Source organism: Niabella sp. (genome assembly GCF_030150205.1).
Lineage (GTDB): Bacteria > Bacteroidota > Bacteroidia > Chitinophagales > Chitinophagaceae > Niabella.
The window spans coordinates 74,205-94,711 of record NZ_JASLGT010000014.1 but is presented as its reverse complement, the minus strand read 5'-3'; the positions used below and the strand labels follow the sequence as shown (position 1 = coordinate 94,711).

19 protein-coding genes are annotated in these 20,507 nt (G+C 46.6%); 12 read left to right on the top strand and 7 right to left on the bottom strand.

The genetic code is table 11. The features are described 5' to 3' along the window. The first annotated feature begins 281 nt into the window (after positions 1–281). Positions 282–1,325, top strand: a complete 1,044-nt coding sequence (locus tag Q1V85_RS12585) for an IS110 family transposase (RefSeq protein WP_300600430.1) — start codon at positions 282–284, stop codon at positions 1,323–1,325. Positions 1,326–1,998: 673 nt separating this feature from the next. After that, positions 1,999–4,518: a phosphocholine-specific phospholipase C gene (locus Q1V85_RS12580; RefSeq protein ID WP_300600428.1), complete on the top strand. Its 2,520-nt coding sequence runs from the start codon at positions 1,999–2,001 to the stop codon at positions 4,516–4,518. On the opposite strand, the gene Q1V85_RS12575 is transcribed toward Q1V85_RS12580, so the two are convergent. Continuing rightward, positions 4,515–5,276 carry a class I SAM-dependent methyltransferase gene (locus Q1V85_RS12575; RefSeq protein ID WP_300600427.1) on the bottom strand — a complete coding sequence of 254 codons (762 nt, stop codon included), beginning with the start codon at positions 5,274–5,276 and terminating at the stop codon, positions 4,515–4,517. The two genes, Q1V85_RS12580 and Q1V85_RS12575, sit on opposite strands and share 4 nt — an antisense overlap. A 27-nt stretch (positions 5,277–5,303) precedes the next feature. After that, positions 5,304–5,762 carry a SufE family protein gene (locus tag Q1V85_RS12570; protein ID WP_300600425.1) on the bottom strand — a complete coding sequence of 153 codons (459 nt, stop codon included), beginning with the start codon at positions 5,760–5,762 and terminating at the stop codon, positions 5,304–5,306. Positions 5,763–5,918: 156 nt separating this feature from the next. Here Q1V85_RS12570 and Q1V85_RS12565 point away from each other — a divergent pair, with 156 nt between their 5' ends. The 4 genes from Q1V85_RS12565 (at position 5,919) to Q1V85_RS12550 (ending at position 9,042) form a co-directional block, all read left to right on the top strand. Next, the gene (locus Q1V85_RS12565; protein ID WP_300600423.1) at positions 5,919–6,164 is read left to right on the top strand and encodes a hypothetical protein; all 246 of its coding nucleotides are present in this window, start codon (positions 5,919–5,921) and stop codon (positions 6,162–6,164) included. A gap of 143 nt (positions 6,165–6,307) precedes the next feature. After that, positions 6,308–7,390, top strand: a complete 1,083-nt coding sequence (gene serC, locus Q1V85_RS12560; RefSeq protein ID WP_300600422.1) for a 3-phosphoserine/phosphohydroxythreonine transaminase — start codon at positions 6,308–6,310, stop codon at positions 7,388–7,390. A 71-nt stretch (positions 7,391–7,461) separates the two neighbouring features. Then, on the top strand, positions 7,462–8,049 hold the full coding sequence (locus Q1V85_RS12555) for a Crp/Fnr family transcriptional regulator (protein ID WP_300600420.1): 588 nt from the start codon (positions 7,462–7,464) through the stop codon (positions 8,047–8,049). 60 nt (positions 8,050–8,109) lie between these two features. After that, complete coding sequence (locus tag Q1V85_RS12550) at positions 8,110–9,042, top strand: NAD-dependent epimerase/dehydratase family protein (protein ID WP_300600418.1); 933 nt, start codon at positions 8,110–8,112, stop codon at positions 9,040–9,042. 394 nt (positions 9,043–9,436) lie between these two features. Here the strand turns inward: Q1V85_RS12550 and topA are convergent, their stop codons facing one another. Both topA and Q1V85_RS12540 read right to left on the bottom strand, forming a co-directional pair. Then, positions 9,437–12,016: a type I DNA topoisomerase gene (gene topA, locus Q1V85_RS12545; protein WP_300600416.1), complete on the bottom strand. Its 2,580-nt coding sequence runs from the start codon at positions 12,014–12,016 to the stop codon at positions 9,437–9,439. A 219-nt stretch (positions 12,017–12,235) separates the two neighbouring features. Continuing rightward, a complete protein-coding gene (locus Q1V85_RS12540; protein WP_300600414.1) occupies positions 12,236–13,078 on the bottom strand; it encodes an alpha/beta fold hydrolase in 843 nt (280 codons plus the stop codon). Positions 13,079–13,207: 129 nt separating this feature from the next. On the opposite strand from Q1V85_RS12540, the gene Q1V85_RS12535 reads away from it, so the two are divergent. From Q1V85_RS12535 to Q1V85_RS12515, 5 genes are all read left to right on the top strand, one after another. After that, on the top strand, positions 13,208–13,966 hold the full coding sequence (locus tag Q1V85_RS12535; protein ID WP_300600413.1) for a DUF2520 domain-containing protein: 759 nt from the start codon (positions 13,208–13,210) through the stop codon (positions 13,964–13,966). 329 nt (positions 13,967–14,295) lie between these two features. Beyond that, a complete protein-coding gene (locus tag Q1V85_RS12530; RefSeq protein ID WP_300600411.1) occupies positions 14,296–14,817 on the top strand; it encodes an HAD hydrolase family protein in 522 nt (173 codons plus the stop codon). Between the two features lie 14 nt (positions 14,818–14,831). Further along, positions 14,832–15,764 (top strand): geranylgeranylglycerol-phosphate geranylgeranyltransferase, encoded by a 933-nt coding sequence (locus Q1V85_RS12525; protein WP_300600410.1) that lies wholly within the window; start codon positions 14,832–14,834, stop codon positions 15,762–15,764. 6 nt (positions 15,765–15,770) lie between these two features. Further along, positions 15,771–16,361, top strand: coding sequence for a Maf family protein (locus tag Q1V85_RS12520; RefSeq protein ID WP_300600408.1), 591 nt, complete (start codon positions 15,771–15,773; stop codon positions 16,359–16,361). A 30-nt stretch (positions 16,362–16,391) separates the two neighbouring features. Then, positions 16,392–17,654 carry a DUF2851 family protein gene (locus Q1V85_RS12515; RefSeq protein WP_300600406.1) on the top strand — a complete coding sequence of 421 codons (1,263 nt, stop codon included), beginning with the start codon at positions 16,392–16,394 and terminating at the stop codon, positions 17,652–17,654. 83 nt (positions 17,655–17,737) lie between these two features. Here the strand turns inward: Q1V85_RS12515 and Q1V85_RS12510 are convergent, their stop codons facing one another. Beyond that, complete coding sequence (locus Q1V85_RS12510) at positions 17,738–18,208, bottom strand: hypothetical protein (RefSeq protein ID WP_300600405.1); 471 nt, start codon at positions 18,206–18,208, stop codon at positions 17,738–17,740. Positions 18,209–18,495: 287 nt separating this feature from the next. Continuing rightward, complete coding sequence (locus Q1V85_RS12505) at positions 18,496–19,125, bottom strand: NUDIX hydrolase (protein WP_300600403.1); 630 nt, start codon at positions 19,123–19,125, stop codon at positions 18,496–18,498. Positions 19,126–19,184: 59 nt separating this feature from the next. On the opposite strand from Q1V85_RS12505, the gene pyrE reads away from it, so the two are divergent. Then, complete coding sequence (gene pyrE / locus Q1V85_RS12500) at positions 19,185–19,817, top strand: orotate phosphoribosyltransferase (protein WP_300600402.1); 633 nt, start codon at positions 19,185–19,187, stop codon at positions 19,815–19,817. Here the strand turns inward: pyrE and Q1V85_RS12495 are convergent. Further along, on the bottom strand, positions 19,814–20,278 hold the full coding sequence (locus tag Q1V85_RS12495) for a hypothetical protein (RefSeq protein WP_300600400.1): 465 nt from the start codon (positions 20,276–20,278) through the stop codon (positions 19,814–19,816). The two genes, pyrE and Q1V85_RS12495, sit on opposite strands and share 4 nt — an antisense overlap. Positions 20,279–20,507 lie beyond the last annotated feature (229 nt).

Here is a 20,507-nt window from a genome sequence, read left to right as displayed (position 1 = left end):
CTCCTATGTTTGATTATAAAAAGTTCTTTGAGATATAGATCAAAGTTACCAATAGTTTTGAGTTTAATAAAGGTGAGAGGAGAGTGAGAGCGGGCTGAACGCTAAATAACATTAATAGTATATTGTCTATCAGATATCGCCTCACTCTTTTAATCTCTTCGAGTTTGAACAGAATGTAAGGAATACACAAGTTGTGTGGTATATCCAGGATATCCAGACAGGAGACAAAACGAAGGGAGATTTTTCACTTTATTATTTTATGGAATTAAAACAATATTGGTATGGAAAAAATTGTAAAAGAGGTTTGTGGTATTGATGTAGCCCAGGGCGAGTTGGTGGTAGCGCTGGGGCGGATGACGGGTGATCTAAACGCAGATGTTTACGCGTATAAATCGTTCACTAACAATCAGAAAGGGTTTGAGTTGTTATTAAAATGGGTGAAGAAATTGACCGTTGATTATGTGAATGTTTGCTTTGTAATGGAAGCTACAGGAGTGTATCATCAGAAATTGGCTTATTTTCTTTGCCAGAACGATCAGGTAGTAAGTATCGTGCTGCCTAATAAGATCAGTAATTATTTCCGGACCTTGGATGTAAAAACGGTTACGGATAAAACAGCGTCTGAAGCTATTACGTTGTTTGGATTAAGCAGGAAGTTAGATAATTGGACACCTCCAGATCCATTATTTAGGCAAATACGTCAATTAGTAAGAGAACGCGACCAGCTTATACAAGCTCGAACAGTGGCTAAAAACCAGCTCCATGCCGAGCAGGCGGAAATGCATCCACTGAGAAATACGATAGCCCGGTTTAAAAAGCAGATAGCGCTTTTAGACAAGCAGATAGCAGAGATTGTTGCAGATATCAATGTGTTGATCAAGTCAGACGAAAAGCTAAAAGCGAATATAGCGCTCTTAGCGTCTATCCGAGGGATCGGTTTACTAACAGCTGCTACGGTACTGGCTGAGACGAATGGTTTTGATCTGATCCGCAACAAAAGACAATTGACCAGCTATGCGGGCCTGGATGTGAAGGAGAAACAATCAGGGACATCGGTAAAGGGAAAATCCAAAATATCCAAAAGGGGCAATAAATACTTGCGAAAGGCGCTACATATGCCGGCATTGGCCGCTATTAAACATGATGAACGGTTTAAAGGCATTTTTGCAAGATTAGTGAGTAAGCATGGTATTAAGATGAAAGCGGCTGTAGCGGTGCAGCGAAAACTTCTGGAAATGATGTATACGCTCTACAAAAAACAAGAAAAATATGACAGCGATTATTTAAAAAAGCAAAATCAGCCGGCAGCTACAGAAGTGCAATAAAAAAGTAGAGAGCAATATTAAATAATTGCTCTCTTACACAGGCTGGCATAAAGCCGCCTAAAACACAAAAGTATTAAAAAAATTAAAACTTCTATTTGGTAATTAACACAGAATCTGATAGCTGATAGCCGAAAGCTATTTAAAGCTCAATATTAACCCCGTTTTATATCCAATGATCATGCTTAGCGTATGTTTGAGGTTCCTGGTTCCAAGTCGGGCTTCGGAGGGCGGGACGACCAGGGGGACGGGGGATTTCATTTAATGCCGTAGCTACATCCCCGGCCATATCTTCTGAAAACTGATAACTGATAGCTGAAAACTATTTAAAGCTCAATATTAACCCCGTTTTTATCCAATGATCATGCTTAGCGCATGTTTGAGGTTCCTGGTTCAAAACCGGGCTTCGGAGGGCGGGACGACCAGGGGGATGGGGGATTTCATTTAATGCCGTAGCTACTCCCCGGCTATATCTTCTGAAAACTGATAACTGATAGCTGAAAACTGCTGACTAGGCACTTTATTTTTCTTTCTTTCTCTTAAACTTTCTTAATTTTCTGCCGTCAAAATAGGAATAGAACCGGTCAGCAATGTTTTAATCGCCCCTCCGGGGCTCGTTAAATTATATTTGGCAGGTACTTTTTAAGACCATTGCTTCATTTATAAAAAAGATTGAATGGATAACAGACGCGCATTCCTGAAAAAGTCGATGCTGCTGTCGGGCGCAGCCGGCATTAAAGCCGCCGTTCCGGATAGCCTTTTAAAAGCCTTTTCCATTGACCCCAAACCGGGCAGTACCTTTTTAGACGCCGAACATATCGTGATCCTGATGCAGGAGAACCGTTCTTTTGACCATTGTTTTGGTACTTTACAGGGTGTACGGGGATATAATGACCCCCGGGCCATAACCTTACCGGATCAGAAACCGGTTTGGTTCCAGACCAATGAAAAAGGAGAAACCTATGCTCCCTTCCGGCTGAATATTAAAGAAACCAATGCCACCTGGCTGGGCGCACTTCCGCATTCACGCCACAGCCAGGTAGATGCATTTAATAATGGAAAGTATGATAAATGGCTGCCTGCAAAGAAAACGGGCAGCAAAAAATATGCGGCCATGCCGCTGACCATGGGCTACTATACCCGGGAAGACCTGCCGTTTAATTATGGACTGGCGGATGCCTTTACCGTTTGCGACCAGAATTTTTGTTCGGCCATGACCAGCACAACGCCTAACCGCTCTTTTTTCTGGACCGGAAAGATCCGGGATACGGATGACGGGTATCCCCGCGACAATATCCGTAATGATAATTTTGCACATGCTAAAATGACCTGGAAAACGTTTCCGGAACTGTTGACAGAAAATAATATCAACTGGAAGTTTTACCAGAATGATATTTCCTGTGGCGGCGGATACAAAGGCGAGGAACGGGCATGGCTGTCGAACTTCGGTTGTAACCTGCTGGAGTTTTTTAAAGCCTATAACGTAAAATATACGCCCCGGTATGTTGAAGGATTAAAACAACTGGTAGAAACACTGCCGGGAGAGATCAATCAACTGCAGGAGGAAAGTCCTTCCAGCGAAGAGGCTTCAAAGAAAATAAAAGCGGCACTCAGCAAAAAGCAGGCGGCATTGGATAATGCGCGGGCCGAACTGGAACGCTGGAGCCGGACCAATTTTGAGAAGCTGACCGATAAACAGAAGGAGCTTTTTTACAGTGCGTTTGTCAACAATAAAAAAGATGCACGCTACCGTTCGGTTTCCGAACTCAAATACAGCGAAGATGGCAAAGACCGGATGGTAACGGTTCCTTCGGGGGATATTCTCCACCAGTTCCGTAAAGATGTGGATGAGGGGCGTTTGCCTACTGTGTCCTGGCTGGCAGGCCCGCAGAATTTTTCGGATCATCCCAGCGCACCCTGGTATGGTGCCTGGTATGTTTCGGAGATCCTGGATATCCTTACCAGGAACCCGGAGGTTTGGAAAAAGACCATTTTTATCCTTACCTATGATGAAAATGATGGTTATTATGATCATGTGCCGCCTTTTTCCATTGCAGATAATAAGAAGCCCGGTACTGGAAAATGCAGCGAGGGCATCGATACAGAGGTAGAGCATGTACGGCTCGAATATGAATTGAAACAAGGCATTCCCGAAAAGCAGGCCCGTGAGGCCCCGGTTGGATTGGGATTCCGGGTACCGATGGTCATCGCATCACCCTGGAGCAGGGGAGGCAAGGTATGCTCGCAGTTGTTTGATCATACGTCTACACTGCAATTCCTCGAAACCTTTATCAACCAGAAATACAATAAGAAGATTCATCTCGATAATATCAGTGAATGGCGGAGAACGATTAGCGGCGATCTTACGTCTGCATTCAGTCCCTTTAATGGCGAGCCGGTACGGCAACTGCCGTTCCTGAAACGGGATGCATTTGTAGAAACCATTTATAATGCACAGTTTCAAAAAGACCCGGGAGGCTTTCATCTTTTATCGGCCAGCGACCTGAAGCAGGCGGAAAAAGGCGGCCGGGAACTGCCATTCATGCCCCGGCAGGAGCAGGGAACCCGTCCTTCTCCCGCGATCCCTTACGAATGGTACGTGGATGGAAACCTTTCTGAAGACAAAGCGGCCCTGGTTGTATCATTAAAAGCAGGCACCTCCGTGTTTGGTCAAAAAGCACAGGGCGCTCCGTTTACGGCCTATGCTCCTGTGGCATTTACAGATGAAACCGGGAAGGCGGACCTTTGCCGGAACTGGTCCTTTGCCGTAAAAAAGGGAGATACCCTAAGTTATGAGTGGCCGGTAAAAGCCTTTGCGCAGGGGAATTATCATCTGCGGCTGCACGGACCAAACGGGTTTTACCGCGAGTTCCGGGGCAACCAGCAGGATCCGCCCTTAAAGGTGCTTTGTACCTATGAGATGAACCGGGATCAGCCTACGGGGAATGTGTTATTGCTGTTCAGCAGCTCCGTACCGGTAACCGTTGATATCGTTGACAATGCTTATAAAAATAATACGGTCAGCAAGGCCGTCAACGGCAGTCAGAACCTGGTATTAAATCTTGCAAAAAGCGGTGGCTGGTATGATTTCAGTATAAAGATCAAGGGCAACAACAGCTTTGAAAAGCGGTATGCGGGCAGGGTAGAAACAAAAAAAGAGGGGATCAGCGATCCCTGTATGGGACGTACAGTTTAACCCAGCCGTCCCCAATATACCTTCGTGGCATAATGAATGATAACCTGGTTGCCGGTCTGATACTGATCAAACAGTGTTTTAAGATCGGCAACCATTTCTTTATATCCCGCTCCGTCTTTTGCGGGCATATAGGAGGAAGAAAGCAGGCGGCCTTCAAGTCCTTCATAGGTAAATACCTGCTGGTTGTCAAAAGCCGTTAACGTAACCAATCCCGGGGCAAAGAACGCTTCAATAGCGGCCGTATCAATATTCCGGTGATCTACTTTCTGGTATTGATGGCCATGCCGGACGATGAGTTCCTCATAGTCTTTTTCGAAGGGTGTTACCGTGAGCCGTTCATTCCAGATCAGGGCCAGTCCGCCACCGGGTTGCAGGATCCGCTCAAACTCCGGCCGGCACTGCTCCCTGTTAAACCAGTGAAATGCCTGTCCGGCAATGATCAAACCTACGCTTTGATCGGCAAGGGTAGTGGATTCTGCGGTACCGTCGATTGTTTTGAAACCCGGATACGATTGCAGCAGCTCTTCGCTTTTTTGCCGCATTTCCTGGTTGGGCTCAATGCCCCATACGGTATAACCTTTTTGTAAAAACAATTCGGCGGAGATCCCTGTGCCGGAACCGATGTCTGCCACCGGCAAACCTGGTTTTAGCAGGGCTTCCTGCTCCAGCAGGGCAATGATGGCCGCGGGGTAATGCGGACGGTATTTTACGTAATCTTCTACGCGGTTACTAAAACGGAGGGTGCTGTTTTGCGTCATGCAAAAATACCGGTAGTGCCGGCAGCGCTATGAAGTTTGGGGAATCTTATTGATCTGTCCTGTATCCAAATGTTGTACAATCGCCAGTGACTTGATGCGCTGTACCACAGAAAGAAAATCCCGCATCCAGGAGGCAGACAGGTATTGAAATAATTTGATCTCGTGCAGAAAATACAGGTCGGTATTGGTGATGGTTGACACGGTATGACCGGAATACACTTTTAATAAAAGATTGACCAATCCCCTTGTTATACTATGATCGCTGTCGGCTTTAAAGTAGATCCGGCCATCTTCCTTATAAGCCGTTACCCATACTTTCTTGCTGCAGCCGGCTACCAGGTTCTGATCATTTTTATCCGCTGCCTCCATGGCACCCGTACCATTTGAAACATGCTTTAAATGCCGGAAATAGGAGAATTTATTGACCGCAGCGGCCAGATGCTCAAACTCTGCGATGATTTTGTCTTGCATTCTGTTTATGTCCATGTGCGTAGTAGTTTACAGGTAATCCTAATATGTTTTGAACATAAGATAAAACGTTGAAATGAGCCCGATTCGTATGTGTGTGAATAAATAATATTTGAGCGAACGAATTCATTGGGTATGAATGCCTTCGGAAATGATTATCTTTGGGGATAAGCTATGGATTATAAATGTACACTGGATTCCGCCGACAGCTTTCTGGAATTGCTGAAATCGCATCTGGAAAATCAGCAGAAAGTTTCGCTGTTATCTGATATCGGCGGCTGGGAAAGGGCCGAAGGAATGATCCGGGAGATCGTTCAGCGGGATGGCATACAGTACCTGGTACTGGATAACGGCACTACCCTTGATATTTCAAAGATCATTGCGGTAAACGGTACCTTTAAAACAGATTGTTCCTGTTAACAGCGCAGATATGCTGCGAAATGGCGGGTTTGTTGAAAAAAAATCAACAGATCGGGATCTTATTAGAATTTAATTAAAGCATTTAGCAAGGTGCACGGTTCTTATTAATTTTGCACCTCATTTATTAAAAAACAGTTTTCAGAATGGAAAGAGTCTACAATTTTTCGGCCGGGCCCTGTGCATTACCGGAAGCGGTGTTATTAAGAGCACAAAAAGAGTTATTAAACTACAACAATACCGGGATGTCCGTGATGGAGATGAGTCACCGATCGAAAGATTATATGGCCATTATTGAATCAACAGAACAATTGTTCCGTGAGCTGATGCAGGTTCCCGACAATTACAAGGTATTGTTCCTCCAGGGAGGTGCATCCAGCCAGTTTGCCATGGTTCCCCTGAACCTGATGAACCGGAATAAAAAAGCAGACTATGTAAATACGGGTGTGTGGTCCGATAAAGCGATCAAGGAAGCATCCCGCTATGGTGCGGTAAATGTAGTGGCCAGTTCAAAAGACAAAACATTTAACTATATCCCCAAACTGGATCCGGCTACATTTACACCGGATGCCGATTATTTTCACATTACGACCAATAATACCATTTATGGAACCCGGTTCAATGCATTGCCGGATACCGGCGATGTAACACTGGTAGCCGATATGTCTTCCGACATCCTGTCTAAATACTACGATGTACGGAAATTTGGACTGATCTATGCCGGCGCTCAAAAGAATATGGGCGCAGCCGGAGTATGCGTGGTGATCGTAAGGGAAGATCTTTTAGGAAATGCAATGGAGTTTACACCGGCCATGATGAATTATAAAAATCATGCGGATAATGGGTCCATGTTCAATACCCCGCCCACTTACGGCATTTACCTGTGCAAGCTGGTTTACGAATGGCTGAAAGAGCAGGGAGGTGTAGAAGGTATTGCTGAAGTAAATATTGAAAAGGCACGTGTGTTATACGAATTCCTCGATAATTCTGCATTGTTTAGTGGAACAGCGGCAACAGAAGACCGTTCTATCATGAATGTGCCGTTCATTACAAAAGAGCATGCATTGGATGACCAGTTTTTAAAAGAGGCAGCGGCCGGCGGGTTTGTAAACCTGAAGGGCCACCGTACTACCGGCGGAATGCGGGCAAGCATTTATAATGCAACGCCTTTGGATACCGTACAAAAACTGGTGGATTTTATGAAAGAGTTTGAACAGCGGAACGCATAAAGTTATCTGGATAACAACAGCGATAAAGCCTCTGGTTATTTGCCGGAGGCTTTATTGTTTATCTTTACAGCATGTTGCATCCATTTATTGCCACCATACGCGGGTTTACGGCTTTCCCCGATGCGGAGGCTGATTATTTCCTGTCTCTTTTTTCAGAAAAAAAATACAAACGGGGCGCATTGTTGCTGGAAGAAGGGCAGGTGGCTAATGAAGTTTTTTTTATCATGAAAGGTAGTCTCCGCCAGTATTTTCTGAATGAAGAAGGACAGGAACGCACCTGCAATTTTTCGATGGAATATAGCTTCCTTACCGACCTTGAAAGTTTTTCCCGGAAGTCGCGGTCGGCTTCCAGCATTGTAGCACTTGAGCCAACAACCTGTTTGGTCATTACCTGTAAAGACCTGGTAACAGCCCTGCATACTTCTCCGGCTACTGCCGAATTTTTCAGGATAATTGTTGAAAATGTAGCAGCGGAGAACATCCGCCGCACAAAATCGTTATTGTCGCTTTCCCCGGAAAAACAATTCAGCGATCTGCTGCAGGAAAAGCCCCAGTTACTGCAACGGGTACCTCAACGGTATATTGCCCAGTACCTGGGCATTGCACCGGAAAGCCTGAGCCGTATCCGGAAACGGATGATGGTTCCTCAAAAATCTTAACACAGGTCATCGTTTGAGCAGCGTACCGGTGGTAGGTTTGCAATTATAAAACAAACAACCATGCAAACAATTTTAGGCGCAGGCGGTGACATCGGCAAATTTCTTGCAACAGCTTTAATGGAATATACCAACCGGGTGCGACTGGTAGGGCGGAATCCGGAAAAAGTAAATGAAACAGATGAATTATTTGCTGGTGACCTGCTGGATGCGAAGTTCGTTCAGAGCGCGGTGGCAGACAGTGAAGTTGTGTATATCACCGCCGGATTGCCCTATAACGCAACAATTTGGGAGCAGCAATGGCCCGTGATCATGGGCAATGTGATTGAGGCTTGTGTGCAGCACCATTGTAAACTGGTATTTTTTGACAATGTGTATGCCTATGCGAAAACGGCGATCCCTCACATGAAGGAAGATAGCTTCATCGATCCTCCCTCAAGAAAAGGCCGGGTAAGAACCGAGCTGATCCGGATGTTGGCCGCTGCTGCAGAAACAAAGGGATTGCGTTATCTTATTGCCCGCAGTGCCGATTTTTATGGTCCGGGCGCCCGGAATGGCATCTTAAACCAGCTGGTACTGGATAATTTTAAAAAAGGGCGCAGTGCCAACTGGCAAACCAATGCACATAAAATACATTCCTTCACCTATACACCGGACGCGGCGAAGGCTACAGCCATGCTGGGCAATACAGAATCCGCTTATGGCCAGGTATGGCATTTGCCTACATCGGAGGAGCGCCTTACCGGCAAGCAATTAATTGAACTGGCCGCCGCACAGATGCATATAAAGCCCCGCTATTTTGTTTTGTCGCCACTGCTGCTGGCATTGGGCGGATTGTTTTCCCGCACCATTAAAGAACTCCGGGAAATGCAGTATCAGAACAGTCAGGATTATTATTTTGACAGCTCAAAATTTATAAAGGCATTCGGGGTTAAGCCCACGAGCTATCGTGATGGGATCCGGCAAACGATGCAGGGGAGTGCTCCAACGGTTTAGCGCTCTTTTCCCTTTGTGTTTCTTAGAGTCTTGGAGTCTTCGTGGCCAGGTTTCACGCCACGGCGCAAAGGAGCAACGACGCAATGCCACAGGTGAACATTCCTTCAGTGTTTCAGCGTCTCTGTGGCTTATTTTCACCCGATGACGCAACGGTTTAGGTTCCTTTCCCTTTGTGTTGCTCTGTGTCTTGGAGTCTTCGTGGCCAGGTTTCACGCCACGGCGCAAAGGAGCAACGACGCAATGCCACAGGTAAACACTTCTTCAGTGTTTCAGCGCCCCTGTGGCTTATTTTCACCCGATGACGCAACGGTTTAGCGCTCTTTTCCCTTTGTGTTTCTTAGCGTCTTGGAGTCTTTGTGGCCAGGTTTCACGCCACGACGCAATGCTATAGTACTTATTTTTTCGTGGTCTTTTTCGCAGCTGCTTTCTTTTTAGCGGGAGCTTTTTTTGCTGCGGTTTTCTTTGCAGGTTTTGAAAATGCACCGGGTAATTCAGCTTCGATCATTTTTTTAACCGTTTCCACATCCAGCTGAGCTACCTCTTCCGGTGTATATTTTGAACCGTCTTCCTTTCTTCCAAGCTTCACCATCTTTTTGCCAAAACGGATAAAAGCACCCCAGCGTCCATTTTCAAGAGCGATCTTTTCTTCGGGCCATTGCTGAATATACCGGTTCGATTCCTTCTCCAGTTTTGTGTTGATCAGTTCATCAATGTCCGCCTGGGAAAGGTTATCAAAATTGTAGCGGCGGGGCACATTGATAAAAAGATCATTCCATTTGATATAAGGTCCAAAGCGGCCTTTACCTTTGGTAACGGGCTTTTCTTCAAAATGAGCAATGGGAGCGTCGGCAACCTGTTTTTCGCTGATCAATGCAATGGCACGCTCCATATCAACCGATAGCGGATCTTCTGATCGGGGAATTGAGATAAATTCTTCCCCCCATTTTACATAAGGACCAAAACGGCCTACATTTACGGATACCTCTTTCTCTTCATACGTACCTAATGTTACCGGAAGCTTAAACAGGTCCATGGCTTCCTCGAAGGTGATGGTTTCGATACTTTGCCCTTTCCGTAGGGTTGCAAACCGTGGCTTTTCTTCATCATCGGCATTCCCGATCTGGATCATCGGACCAAAACGGCCCATCCGGGCAATAACCGGCTTCCCGGTTCCCGGATCGGCGCCCAGTTCCCGTTCCCCTTTAATGCGTTCCGCGGTTTCGATGGTATTCTCAACGCCTTCCTTAAACGGATGGTAAAATTCGCCGATGAGTTTATTCCAGGAAAGTTTACCGTTAGCGATCTCATCAAATTCTTCCTCAATCCTGGCGGTAAAGCCATAATCCATAATATTCTCAAAGTACTGTTTCAGGAAATCGGTTACCACCAATCCCAGGTCGGTCGGAAACAGTTTGGCTTTTTCGGCCCCGGTGATTTCGGTATTTTCCTTTTTCGAAAGCTGGTTATCCTTTAAGGTAATGATGCGGAATTTACGTTCCAGCCCTTCCTTATCGCGCTTTTCTACATATTCCCGCTTCAGGATGGTTGAAATGGTAGGGGCATAGGTAGATGGCCGTCCGATGCCCAGTTCCTCCAGTTTTTTTACAAGAGAGGCTTCTGTATACCGGGGCGAAGGACGGGTAAACCGTTCGGTACCGGTCATTTCAACAAGCGGAAGCTGTTGCCCGATGGTTAACGGCGGCAGCATGCCTTCCTGTGCCTCATCTTCCTGGATGTCTTCATCATCGCGGTCTTCCCGGTACAGTTTCAGGAACCCGTCAAATTTTACAACTTCCCCGGTTGCTGATAAGTGCTCTTTATTGGTGGAAATTTCTATTTTGGCCGTGGTCTTCTCCAGCTGTGCATCGGCCATCTGGGAAGCCATAGTACGCTTCCAGATGAGATCGTAGAGCCGCTTCCAATCCGCATTTTCAACCGTGGTATTACTCATGTAAGTAGGACGGATGGCCTCGTGCGCTTCCTGTGCACTCTCGTTTTTATTCTTAAAACGGCGAAACTGGTGATACTGTTCCCCGTACATGTTTTTAATGGTATTGGTAAGGTCTCCAAGCGCCGTATTACTCAGGTTTACACTGTCGGTACGCATATAGGTAATATGCCCGTTTTCATACAACTGCTGTGCAAGCTGCATGGTACGGCTTACGCTATAGCCAAATTTCCGGCTGGCTTCCTGCTGCAGGGTTGAAGTGGTGAACGGGGGAGCGGGACTGCGTTTTCCCGGTTTTACCTGGATGTCTTTTACCGTATAATCTGCATGCAGGCAGGACTGTAAAAAACGTTCAGCATCTGCTGCATTATTAAATTTGGCGCCTTCCGCCTTGAAAGAAATCTTTTTCCCGGCAATATCCGTTGCCGTAAAAATGGCCACAATTTTAAAACTGCTCTGTGGCTCAAAGGCATTGATCTCGCGTTCTCTTTCTGCAATCAGCCGCACGGCAACGCTTTGAACCCTTCCTGCGCTCAGGTTGTTCTTCACGCTTATTTTTCGCCACAGTACCGGGCTTAGTTCAAATCCAACGATACGGTCCAGCACCCGGCGGGCCTGCTGCGCATCTACCAGGTTCATGTCTACATGACGCGGAGCTGCTACTGCCTGCTGGATGGCCGGCTTGGTAATTTCATTAAAAACAATGCGTTTGGTGGTTTTAGGATCCAGTCCCAACACTTCACATAAATGCCAGCTGATGGCCTCACCCTCACGGTCCTCATCCGTTGCCAGCCATACTTCTTCGCTTTTTGAGGCCAGGTTCTTCAGGTCGCGCACCACCTTCTCTTTTCCTTCGGAAACCACATAGCGGGGGTGAAACTGCTTTTCAATATCGATACCCATTCCCGCTTTCTCAAGATCACGGATGTGCCCGAAACTGCTCTTAACCTGGAAGTCTTTGCCTAAAAATTTCTCAATGGTTTTTGCCTTTGCAGGGCTCTCCACGATCAGTAAATTCTTCGCCATATGCTTTTCTGAACAACGCTTTTTATTACCAAATTTTGGGCAAGATTAGAATTTTTTTTTTAAATCCGCTTAATTTTTCCCCGGAGGGGGTGCGTGTTTTTGCTTTTCAGGTATTGCTTTTCACAGATTTATACCATATATTATTATTCTATGATGCCTTCTGTACAGCGCTCCGGCAGCTCCCCGAACAGGATAAAACGAACGATTGTGCGTATCTTGCTAAAGGAATCCGGCTACTTTTTCCAGTATGGCGGAATCGCGATAGATCTTACTATGTCCCAGGCCTTCGGTAAAAATAAAGCGGATATGGCCGGGAGCCATTTGCTGTATCTCGTAGGCTTCCTTTACCGGGGTGATCCGGTCGTCCTTGTCGTGGATCCAGAGAATACTGCTGTGAAGAGCGGGCAAACATCTTTTTATGGTAAACCAGCTCAGGTCTTTACCGCTGAGGCGGCGTACATTATTAAAGAAGTGTTGCTGTATTTCCGGGTCGGTAATGGCCATTTGTTTTAAAAAGACGGCCGCAAGACCGGTGGTGTCGGCAGCGGGAGCAAAGAGTACCATTTTTATGGATGCATTGCGGGGGAGTTCCGAAACCGCCAGCGCTACTGCCAGTCCGCCAAAGGAATGTCCGATATAAGTATCAAAAGGTCCATATTGTTCCGTGAGGCGGGTGATCAGCTGCATATAATCAATAGCGTTGATCTGTTTGCCGCCACTCCGGCCATGTGCCGGTGCATCAAATGCAGTAACCTCATAGCCTTTTTCGATTAGCTGGGGAATGAGGTGCTCGAACCGCTGCGTATGCGAGCGAAAGCCATGTGCAATCAGCAGTTTGCGCAACCCGCCTTTGTTCCAGCGGTATCCCTTTAGGGGTTGTTGCCCGTATACAAGGGAAAGCTGCTCCGCCGACTGCAGCTGCGGGCTGAGCGTATAGCTGGTCTTGCCCAACGGCGTACAAAAAAGCCGGAAGGCATAGTTGCCTGCCCGCTTTTTGGATACCAGCGCCAGCAGGCGGATACGGGTTTTGTAGAGCTCCTTTATAAAATTTTGTAATTTCATCCGTTGAATTTTTATTTTCCACCCTTGGTGGATGTTTTATGGTCGGATGGAACCTGGTTTGAACAGACTCCTGAATCCATCAGGGAGCTCATACACTGTTTCATCAGCGATCGCAAAGGTATTTATATTATGAATATTGTTATAATCGGATCGGGGAATGTGGCAGCGGTACTTGGCCGCAAACTGCTGAAGGCCGGGCATGTGATCCAGCAGGTTTATGGGCGCAATGCGGCGGCCGCTTCAGCACTTGCATACGAGTGGAATACGGAATCGGCCAACTATACCAGCCTAATTCTTAAAACGGCCGATGTATATCTGATCGCCGTGGCAGATACCGCCATAGCAACCATTGCAGCCGACCTGCGGTTAAAGGACAAAATTGTAGCGCATACAGCGGCAGCAGTACCTATGGAAGTATTAAAAGACGTTACAGGTAATTACGGCGTTTTTTACCCCCTGCAAAGTATGCGCAAGCAGCAGGAAAACATTCCGGAGCTAACGATGTACACCGAGGCTTCTAATAAGGACACACAAAAGGTGCTGGACCAGCTGGCGGCGTCAATTACGCACAATCCGGTACACCTGGCAGATCTGGATAAACGGTCGCGGTTACATGTGGCTGCGGTATTTGCCAGTAATTTTACCAACTATTTATTTGACCTGGCGGAGTCTTTTTGTAAAAAAGAGGGCATCTCCTTCAGTGAATTACTGCCGCTGATCCGGAATACGGTGGACCGCCTGGAACGGGAATCGCCCTCCCAGATGCAAACAGGGCCCGCTGCACGGAAGGACCTGGATACGATCCATCGCCACCAGGAGCTTTTGAAAAATTACCCGGAGCACCTGACTGTTTATAACTTTTTAACAGAGGCACTGATGCGGCATTGATAAAATGAGCGTCATTGAATTTAAATCTGACACGGGCGCATATAAAGGTTAACTGTGAAACCGCAGGGAGTGCGCGGTTTTTCGCAAAGGACCGCGAGGACAACATTTGATCTTCCTGCGATCGTTGCGGGTGCTTTGCGCACATTGCTGTTACACTTTAAACCGCAAGGAACCGCAAGGCTTTTTCGCTAAGTGCGCGAAGATATTGAACCCCGTAATCTCCCGTTGCGGTTGTTGCGGATGCTTTACGTTAAGCAGGGATCGCTTCGTTTCGGCGATTCAGCTGAATCCAATACATTTGCATCACCCTTAACAAAAATAAAGATCACATGAACCTGTTGCAGCGATTTCAGCAAATAAAGGTGTTTATATTTGACGTAGATGGCGTGCTGACGAATGGAGACCTGCTGATACTGGAAAGTGGTGAATGGGCCCGCGTAATGCATGTAAAAGACGGCTATGCACTCCAGCTGGCCATCAAACAGGGGTACCGGATCCTCATCGTTTCCGGATCCGGTCCATCAGCGGTACAGGGACGTTTAAATAAACTGGGTATCCGTGAAATTTATTTTGGAATCAAGGATAAACAGGCCTTTATCCGGCAATGGATGCAGGAACAGCAGGCAGCTCCGGAAACGGTGCTGTTTATGGGAGATGATATACCGGATCTGCCGGTGTTTGATATCGTGGGATTATCGGCCTGCCCCGCCGATGCTGTTAGCGAAATATTGCAAAAAGCAATCTTTGTTTCCGGACATACCGGTGGAAAAGGCTGTGTGCGGGAGGTGATTGAAAAAGTATTGCGCAGTAACGGACATTGGGGAATGGATGCGCAGGTCGCTTCCACTTAAATTTAAAAAACCGGATGAAGAAGATAGCTGCATTTCTCAGATTGGTACGTTACCCGAATCTTATATTTATTGCGTTAACGCAGGTGATGTTTCAATACTGCATTTATCATCCCATTTACCGCGACCGGATCCCGGAGGGCGATCGCATGCAATTCATTCTCCTCGTACTGGCATCTGTGTTTATAGCGGCCGCGGGCAATATCATCAATGATTATTTTGATATGAATATCGACCGGATCAATAAGCCGCAGAAAATGATCATTGGTAAATACATCAACCGCCGGTGGGCCCTGGTCTGGCACCTGGTGCTGAGTGTACTGGGAGTGCTGCTGACCGCCGTTGCCGTAAATTCGTTTTCGAGATGGTACCTGGTTGCAGCCAATATGGCCTGTGTGCTGTTGCTCTGGTTCTATTCTGTAAAATTCAAAAAAGAAATCCTGATCGGCAATGTGGTGATTTCACTGCTGACGGCCTGGACGATCATGATCATCTTTCTTTCCAAATTTTCGTTCTCCGATGCCTTTGGTAACGGGCATCCGGGTCAGCTGAAGCTTTTTCGTTTTGCCGTCTTATATGCCGGTTTTGCCTTTATCATTTCTTTGGTACGGGAGGCGATAAAAGATGTGGAAGACATTACGGGCGACCGCAAATATGGCTGCAATACCATGCCGATTGCCTGGGGGGTAAATGCTACCAAGGTTTATGTGGCTGTATGGCTCACCCTGCTGATGGCGCTGCTGCTGGTGGTGCAGTTCTATATCCTTCAACTGGGGTGGTGGCCGGGTGTAGTGTATTGTGTGGCATTGATCCTGTTGCCGGCAGGATACCTCTTCCGGAAACTGATACCGGCTGGTACACCGGCAGCATATCATTACCTGAGCATGGTTACAAAGGGCCTGATGCTGACCGGTATTTTATCCATGGGCATTTTTTATTTTTATCTATAAGTTATAATGGCCAGCAACCGTATTATTTTAGCCTCTTCATCGCCCCGCCGCAAACAGATACTGGAATGGGCGGATGTTCCGTTTGAGATCCGTACAAAAGAAATTGACGAAAGCTTCGACCCGGCGCTGGACCTGCAAGCGGCGATTGCGGATGTAGCCCGGAGAAAAGCGGAAGCCATATTAGAGGGCGTTGCCGGTGATACGATTGTGCTGGCAGCGGATACAGTTGTGGTGTTGGATAACCAGGTGATCGGTAAACCCAAAAGCAGGGAAGATGCGATTGACATCCTTACCCGTTTGCAGAACCGTACCCACCAGGTTATTACCGGAGTTGCGCTGTTAAAGGGTGCACAGGAGGTTCTTTTTTCGGATGTTACAGAAGTAACCTTTCATCCGTTAACACTGCAGCAGATCGTTTACTATATAGACCAATACCAGCCTTTTGATAAAGCCGGATCCTATGCCATACAGGAGTGGATCGGCGTAGTGGGCATAAAAAATATCAACGGGGATTTTTATAATGTAATGGGATTGCCGGTGAGCAGAATATTACAGGAAATGCGTAAATTGCAGTACAAGTTCGCGGAAGACGAATGAGTATTTAATAACCAAGAAAAATAGCAACCTATGAACGAACAGCTACTCCAGTATATCTGGCAGTTCCAGTATTTTAATGCCCGGTCTTTAACAACAACAGACGGAACCCCCGTGCAGGTATTGAATGTAGGCCTATTAAACCGGAATCAGGGGCCGGATTTTGAACATGCACGCATCCGTATCGGAACCACCCTTTGGGCGGGCTCCGTCGAATTGCATCTCAAAACTTCAGATTGGAACCGCCACCTGCATCAGCACGACCGTAACTACCGGAAAGTGATCCTCCATGTGGTGTATGAAGATGATGAGGCCGGCAACGGCGCATTGCCTGTTGTTGAGCTAAAGACGCTGGTTTCAAGAAGCCTGCTGAACCGGTATGAAACGTTGCTGCATGCACAATCTTTTATTCCCTGTGAAAAGCTGATCGCGACGGTGCCGGATATCATTCTTAATGTATGGAAAAGCAGGCTGGTGGCAGAGCGATTGATCCGGAAAGGAGCGGTCATTGAAGATTACCTGAAAGCGAATCATCAGCATTGGGAGGAAAGCTTTTGGTGGCTGCTGGCAAAAAATTTTGGACTTCCGGTGAATGCAGATGCCTTTGAAGCCATTGCAAAAAGCCTTCCGGTAACCTTACTGGCCAAACATAAACAACGGATCCAGCAACTGGAGGCCTTGCTGCTGGGGCAGGCCGGGTTGCTCAACGACCATTTTGAGGATCCTTATCCGGTGATGTTGCAACGGGAGTACCGGTTTCTCCGGAAAAAATACAACCTGTTACCGGTGGCACACCCCGTACATTTTTTACGGATGCGCCCCGGCAGCTTTCCCACGGTACGCCTGGCGCAGCTGGCAGCCGTAATTGCCGCATCGGCGCATTTGTTCTCAAAGATTATCCGGGAAGATGTTTTAGATACCGTTCGGGAATGGTTTAAGGTAGATGCCAATGATTTCTGGCATTATCACTACATATTAACTGAAGCAAGCCCGATGAAAATAAAATCGATCGGTGCTTCAATGATCGATAACATTGTGATCAATACCATTGCCCCGTTGCTCTTTGCCTATGGAAATGTATACGGTAGAAATCATCTGAAGGAAAAGGCTATCCGGTGGCTGGAAGAAACAAGACCGGAAAAAAATAAGATCACCAGGGGATTCGAATGCCTGGGACTGGTGAGCCAGTCGGCAATGGATTCGCAGGCGTTTATTGAATTAAAGACCCGGTATTGCGATGCCCGTAAATGCCTTTACTGCGCAGCGGGGAACTGCCTGCTTAAAAGGGAAAAATAAAATCACCGGGAATGACCCCGCTATAAAAAAAGAGCTGTATCAGCATCCTGATACAGCTCTGTATATAATCGCAGCAATAGCTGTTAACGGCGTCTGTTGCCGCCCCGGTCGTGGGCATAGTCGTTGTTCCGGTTTACCCGGTCATAAATTCCCCTGTCCCGCCTGTTATTATGAGCGGCATAATCTCTTATCGATACCTGTGTGTGATCATAACGGTACCGGTTATAACGATTCCAGTGAGCGTTATTATCCCGCCATGGATTGGGCGAATTGATCACTACTTTATAGGTGTTATAAAGATTGACATTTGCAAACTGACGGGGGAGCTGTCGGGTAGTTACCCAGCTTCTCCGGTCCTGGTAAATATAGGTCCGGTTATATACGTCGTAATACGCATTAATCTCAGGTAAATAGTAATAACGGGCCTGGTTATATCCGTGAGGACCCCATTGTGGCTGATTGCCGATATTCACATGAATATTCACCTGGGCACTGGCAGATTGTACTGCGGCCATTCCGCTTACCAACATCATTACAATGAATAACTTTTTCATAATGACCTCCTTTGTTTTTTAATAAATGTGGTTCTGATATAAAGACGAGCTTCAAAAGAAAAGGTCTGTAAGACAAGCGTTAATAATTTACTAAGGTTGGTTAAATCGCATGTTTCGTGTACCGGTACAAATCCCAGGCTTTTTTTAACGCAACGGCCGCAAGGATTTCGCAACGTTCGCCAAGCGCAGTGATATACGTGTTGACCGTATTGCCATTGCGGCCCTGGCGGATTCTTTGCGCACATTGCGTTTAAGCTTTTACTACAGAAAGAGGGCTATCAACAAGCTCAGGAGGCTTGCTCCCATGTATCCAGCACATCCACGATGGAAGGGTAGGCCTGCGTCTTATATGCCGCAATCTGTGCAGGGGCCACCCAGCCGATTTCAGTAATGTCTTCTTCGGTTTGCGGAACCAGTTGTTCCGTAGCCGTTCCTTTCATCATAAACCAGTGCGATTCCTTCAGGATATGATGGGTGCCCTGTTCATAGGTATGATAGGTAATGAGCAAGGGAGCGCCCAGTTCAACCTGCGATAGTCCGGTTTCTTCTTTTACCTCCCGGAGGGCACAGGCTTCAATGGTTTCGCCTTCATCCAGTTTTCCTTTAGGAAGATCCCAAAAGCCACGGCGGTGAATCATCAGCACTTCCCCGCTTTCATTTAACACCAAACCGCCGCCCGCCCGGATGATCTCAAACTTCCGGAAAAAAGCATGTTTCAGCTGCTCAAAATCCGGGTGAACGAAGATGCCGGTTTTGATTTCCGGAAGGGTCAGCTCCCGCAGCATTGCCTTTATGGAATGTGTATCCAGTTCATCGATCAGCACCGTTTCGGGATGGTGCAGCAGCTCTTTTAAATAGGCATCAGGCTGGTCGCAGAGATAGAGTACTTTATCATGGGTGTGTATTTTAATTTGCATATAATTTCTGTTTTATAAAAGATGCGCTTAATTTTGCAGCCTAAATTTAGGGAGCTATTATGAACGATGCAAAAGTAGTTGCAGAAAAGTTACTGCAGGTAAATGCGGTAAAATTAAGACCGGAAGCGCCTTTTACCTGGGCAAGCGGCTGGAAGAGCCCGATCTATTGCGATAACCGGAGCGTGCTGTCGTTTCCGTTTGTACGCGATTTTATTAAAAGCGAAATGTGCAACGTTCTGTTTGAGCAGTTTGGTGATGCTGATTGCATTGCGGGGGTAGCCACCGGTGCGATCGCCTGGGGCGCCCTTGCTGCCGACCAGCTGAAATTGCCTTTTATTTATGTACGCCCCAAGCCCAAGGAGCACGGACTGGGCAACCAGGTAGAGGGATTGTTTGAAAAAGGACAGAAGGTTGCCGTGGTAGAAGACCTCGTAAGTACCGGTAAAAGCAGTCTGCAGGCCGTAGATGCACTGGAAGCTGCGGGCCTTGATATCGTAGGAATGGTATCGATCTTTACTTATGATTTTGCCGTGGCACAGGCCGCTTTTGCAGATCGCCAGATCAAGTACCATCCCCTTACCAGCTACCCCGTATTATTGGAGCTGGCACAGGAAAAGGGAATGATCAACGAAACGGATGCTGAATTGTTGCTGAAATGGCGGGAAGACCCGGCAAACTGGATGCGCGGTTAAAATTTAAACTGACTTAATAAATCATTCGAAGCCTTTTTCCCGCTGTACCGCAGCGGGAAATTTTTTATAACCCCACCCTTACTCAAACGGGCATTTCCATCCAGTTTGATGTTTACTGAATCCCGTGTGATCAAACTGAGGGAATTCGCCAGCAGGTCTTTCATATTTACTTTTAAACGTACGGGAACCGAAAAATCGCTCCGTGCCGGTATTTTTACATCTTCATTCAGTAGAAAATCGCCAATATAAATATCCTGTATCCAGGCCTTACCTCCGGCATTGTTCAATAAGGCACCCAGCTTGTTAGGATTATTGAAAATAAGATTCATTTCCATGGTCGTCTCATTCATACCGATCTTGCCCATTTTTACATTATCAATGCCTACGAATTTTATATCCTGGTAGCGCATACAGGAGGGCAGGAGCAAAACAGCAATGGCCAAAACAAAAAATAACCTCATTCTATTTGATATTAATAGGGAGCAAATTAAGTGCATTTGCCGAAGCTGCGAAAAATGTGCTGTTAAAAGTATACCGGTACTGCCATTTTTTTTAGTAATTAAAATGAAGCGACCGTTCGAAAAAGTGTCAATATTTTTATCTTAATATAAATTGATTAAAATATTCATTTTTATAAAATTGTATCTCTTTATGTTCTTTTTAAAATAGTGTAATAATGAAGATTTTAGG